This is a genomic window from Halomonas sp. (assembly GCF_041689495.1).
Classification (GTDB): domain Bacteria; phylum Pseudomonadota; class Gammaproteobacteria; order Pseudomonadales; family Halomonadaceae; genus Halomonas.
Genome location: NZ_JBDNGD010000282.1, coordinates 1 through 3,811, shown reverse-complemented (window position 1 = coordinate 3,811; position 3,811 = coordinate 1). Strand labels below are relative to the sequence as shown.

Annotated in this window: 6 protein-coding genes and 1 tRNA gene; 2 read left to right on the top strand and 5 right to left on the bottom strand. The window is 62.8% G+C overall.

All coding sequences use genetic code 11. The features are described from left to right. Both rpmA and rplU read right to left on the bottom strand, forming a co-directional pair. A partial coding sequence (rpmA, locus tag ACESMD_RS09655; RefSeq protein WP_372612625.1) for a 50S ribosomal protein L27 occupies window positions 1-227 on the bottom strand: 227 nt, incomplete at its 3' end. A 58-nt stretch (window positions 228-285) separates the two neighbouring features. Further along, a complete protein-coding gene (gene rplU, locus ACESMD_RS09650) occupies window positions 286-597 on the bottom strand; it encodes a 50S ribosomal protein L21 (protein ID WP_372612623.1) in 312 nt (103 codons plus the stop codon). Between the two features lie 255 nt (window positions 598-852). Between rplU and ispB the strand changes: the two genes are divergently transcribed. After that, window positions 853-1,854 carry an octaprenyl diphosphate synthase gene (gene ispB, locus ACESMD_RS09645; protein WP_372612621.1) on the top strand — a complete coding sequence of 334 codons (1,002 nt, stop codon included), beginning with the start codon at window positions 853-855 and terminating at the stop codon, window positions 1,852-1,854. 96 nt (window positions 1,855-1,950) lie between these two features. Continuing rightward, window positions 1,951-2,027, top strand: a tRNA-Pro gene (locus ACESMD_RS09640). A gap of 246 nt (window positions 2,028-2,273) precedes the next feature. Here ACESMD_RS09640 and ACESMD_RS09635 read toward each other — a convergent pair. The 3 genes from ACESMD_RS09635 to ACESMD_RS09625 form a co-directional block, all read right to left on the bottom strand. Continuing rightward, window positions 2,274-3,203 carry a DUF808 domain-containing protein gene (locus ACESMD_RS09635; RefSeq protein ID WP_372612619.1) on the bottom strand — a complete coding sequence of 310 codons (930 nt, stop codon included), beginning with the start codon at window positions 3,201-3,203 and terminating at the stop codon, window positions 2,274-2,276. A 96-nt stretch (window positions 3,204-3,299) separates the two neighbouring features. Next, window positions 3,300-3,599 carry a hypothetical protein gene (locus ACESMD_RS09630; protein WP_372612617.1) on the bottom strand — a complete coding sequence of 100 codons (300 nt, stop codon included), beginning with the start codon at window positions 3,597-3,599 and terminating at the stop codon, window positions 3,300-3,302. Window positions 3,600-3,675: 76 nt separating this feature from the next. Next, the coding region (locus ACESMD_RS09625) for a CsbD family protein (RefSeq protein WP_372612627.1) at window positions 3,676-3,811 on the bottom strand (136 nt) is incomplete at its 5' end.

The following is a 3,811-nucleotide window of genomic DNA, read 5'->3' as shown; positions in this document are numbered from 1 at the left end:
TTCTTCGGACCCTTGGTCTCGAACTTGATCACGCCATCGCTCAGGGCGAACAGGGTGTGATCGCGTCCCAGGCCGACGCCGGTACCAGCGTGAAACTTGGTGCCACGCTGGCGAACGATGATGTTGCCGGCGGTGACGACCTGGCCACCATAGAGCTTGACGCCGAGGCGTTTCGATTCGGAATCGCGGCCGTTACGGGTGGAGCCGGCTGCCTTCTTGTGAGCCATTGCAAAGTCCTCGCTCGTTCAGGGGTATCTCGAAAGACGATAGGCGTTCGGGTATCGCCTACGCGGAGATTCCGGTGATCTTGACTTCAGTGAACCACTGACGGTGGCCCTGACGCTTCATGTGGTGCTTGCGGCGGCGGAACTTGATGATGGTCACCTTCTTGCCGCGGCCGTGGGAGACGACCTCGGCCGCCACCTTGGCACCCTCGACCAGCGGGGCGCCAACGGTCACGTTCTCGTCGTCGCCGACCAGCAGAACATCGTCGAAGGAGACGGACTCGCCGGTCGGAATCTCGAGCTTCTCGAGCTTGAGGGTCTGACCTTCCTGAACGCGGTATTGCTTGCCACCGCTCTTGATAACTGCGTACATGCTGTTTTCTCCAGACCTCACCATGGATTGGCTCTTCACCGGCCTGCTTCGAGTGGCACCCCTTCCGGTACCATCTGACAGGGAGCGTGATGAGTGGGCCGGATATTATAACCACTCCAAGCATGCCATACAAGCGGGATACGCCTTGGCGAGACAGGCGCCCTGCACGAAGGGACCCTTTCCTTGACGGCCCGGAGAGGGCCCCATAGCATGGCCTTCACTCCAACCGTCTCCATCTCAGTCGAAATCGCTTCCATGCCCGCCACTGTCTCGCCGACTGCCCATGCTGCGCCCCCTTCGCCCATCCATGCAGTGGTCGCCGAGGACTTTGCCGCCGTCAACCGCACCATCACGGAGCAACTGGCGTCACGTATTCCGCTGGTGGAGACCATCGGGCAATACATCATCGAGAGCGGCGGCAAGCGGCTGCGACCCTTGCTGGTCCTGCTGTCCGCCAGATCACTGGGCTACGCGGGTGACAGGCACATCACCCTGGCGACCCTGATCGAATTCATGCATACCTCGACCCTGCTGCATGACGACGTCGTCGACGAATCCCACCTGCGCCGCGGCAAGGCCACCGCCAACGATGCCTGGGGCAATGCGCCCTGCGTCCTGGTGGGTGACTTCCTGTATTCCCGCTCCTTCCAGATGATGGTGAGTGTCGGTTCCATGCGCATCATGGACGTACTCTCCGCAGCCACCTGCACCATTGCCGAAGGCGAGGTGCAACAGCTCACCAATGTGGGCAACCCCGATACCGACGAGACCGCCTATTTCGAGACTATCCAGGGCAAGACCGCCATGCTCTTCGAGGCGGCCTCCCATTGCGGCGCCATCCTCGCCCAGGCATCTGCCGAGCAGGAAGCCGCCCTGCAACACTACGGGCGCTACCTGGGGCTGGCCTTCCAGCTGATCGACGACCTCCTCGACTACCAGGGCGACAGCCAGGCCATGGGCAAGAACGTGGGAGACGACCTGGCCGAGGGCAAGCCGACCCTGCCGTTGATCCAGGCCATGGCCGTTGGCACTCCCGAGCAGGCCGGGCTGATCCGTCGCGCCATCCGCGAGGGGGGCCTGGAACACCTCGACGAGGTACTGGCCATCGTCCGGGATACCGGTGCCCTGGACTACACCCGGGCCCGGGCCGAAGAGATGGCAGCCAGGGCACTGCAGCAGCTCGATCACCTTCCGGCCAATGCCTACCGGGAAAGCATGGCCGACCTCGCCCGGATGGCGGTGGACCGCCAGGCTTGACGCCCCGAGAGAATGGCGCCTGACGGCTTGCACGGCGGGGACGATGACGTATAATGCGCATCCGTCGTCGCCGAGAGTTCACGACGAAAGCGATATCGGAGTATAGCTCAGCTTGGTAGAGCGCTGCCTTCGGGAGGCAGAGGTCGTAGGTTCGAATCCTGCTACTCCGACCAAAAAACATAGCTAAAACCGCCACTTACGGATCATGCCGGGTGGCGGTTTTTCGTTGGGCTATGCTCTAGGTGACATGCAGGTTCCAAGCGTCATGAAGTCGCCGGCCAGAGCTTTGGCGGCTATCGGACTTCCGGGTTCGAGTGTCAGGAGCTGATCGCAATTCGGCTCGCCCCAAGGTAGTGCGCTTAAGGATAAAGGCACGCGGGATCAACGGTGGAGTGGATATAGCGGACACCCCCGCGCGCTTACCTCCCCCTGCCAGCCCAGAGCCGCTGACCCAGGCTCACCGCTCCCAGCACCACCGCGCCGACCACCAGGCCGAAGAGCATGTTGAGCAGCGACGGTCCCAGGCCATGGATGATGGCATCGAGCCCCGGCATGTCGAACTGCGCCTCGGCCACGCCCTGGACCAGATGATGGACCACGGGGATGCCATGGGTGAGGATCCCGCCGCCGACCAGGAACATCGCCAGGGTGCCGACCACCGAAAGGCCCTTCATCAGGTAGGGAGCCCCGGCCAGCAGGCCACGGCCCACTGTATTCGGCAGCCCCTCGCGCCGGCTCAGGTAGAGCCCCAGGTCGTCGATCTTGACGATCCCTGCGACCAGCCCGTAGACACCGACAGTCATCAGCAGCCCGATCCCGACCAGCACGGCGACCTGCTTGCCCAGTACCTCACCAGCCACCGTCCCCAGAGTGATCACGATGATCTCGGCGGAGAGGATGAAGTCTGTGCGCACCGCCCCCTTGATCTTCTCCTTCTCGAAGGCGCGCATGTCGACCTTCTCGTCGGCCATGGCCGCGAGACGCTGTCGATGGGTCTCCTGCTGCTCCTCGCCATGCAGGAACTTGTGCGCCAGCTTCTCGACCCCCTCGTAGCAGAGGTAGGCGCCGCCGAGCATCAGCAGCAGGGTGACCGCCCAGGGAACGAAGGCGCTGATCAGCAGCGCAGCAGGAATAAGGATCAGCTTGTTGAGAAGCGACCCGCGGGCCACCGCCCAGACCACCGGCAGTTCCCGGTCGGGCCTGACGCCGGTGACCTGCTGGGCGTTGAGCGCCAGGTCGTCGCCCAGCATGCCGGCGGTCTTCTTCGCCGCCACCTTCGTCATCAGCGAGACGTCATCGAGGAGGGTGGCGATGTCGTCGATTAGGGTGAGTAGACTGCTGCCGGCCAACGCGGTAACTCCTTGGGAACTCATCGACAGCAGGTGACTCACTGCCGCAGGGAAAATGGTGCCTGACGCCTGTACACCAGATTTGACGATAACTCCTCAGGGCCGCAGCTTGCGTGCGTTCGACCGGGTCTTGGTGCTGTATGGCTTCAGCGCCGCTGCCGCAATCCGCGCGGGATCGGCGCCGCTGGCCGCCGCCACTGCCGCTTGCTCGGTCGCTGTGGCGAAGATCGTCGCCTTCTCCATCACCATGCCCATGGCATCGGGGCCGGTCATCTCGCCGCGGGCCATCATCATCGCGCGACGGGCGATCACCTCACCGGCAGCAAACGACATCATGTTGTAGGAAGAGGCGACCTTCGTCCACGCGACCATCATGTCCATCGGGTTCTTCGTCATTACGTCTGGCACTCCATGCTGAATGTCGCTTGTATAAACTGAATGCTTGGGCATGGATGCGGCGAATCCATAAGGCTCATTTCTGGCTTTCCTTGATGTCGTGCTTGAGGTCGCCGTAGGCGGCTTGAGCCTTGCCACCATGCTTTTCTACCTTACCCTTGTGCTCCATGGCCTTGTCGCCGGTCGCCTTGCCGGTAACCTCCTTGGCCTTG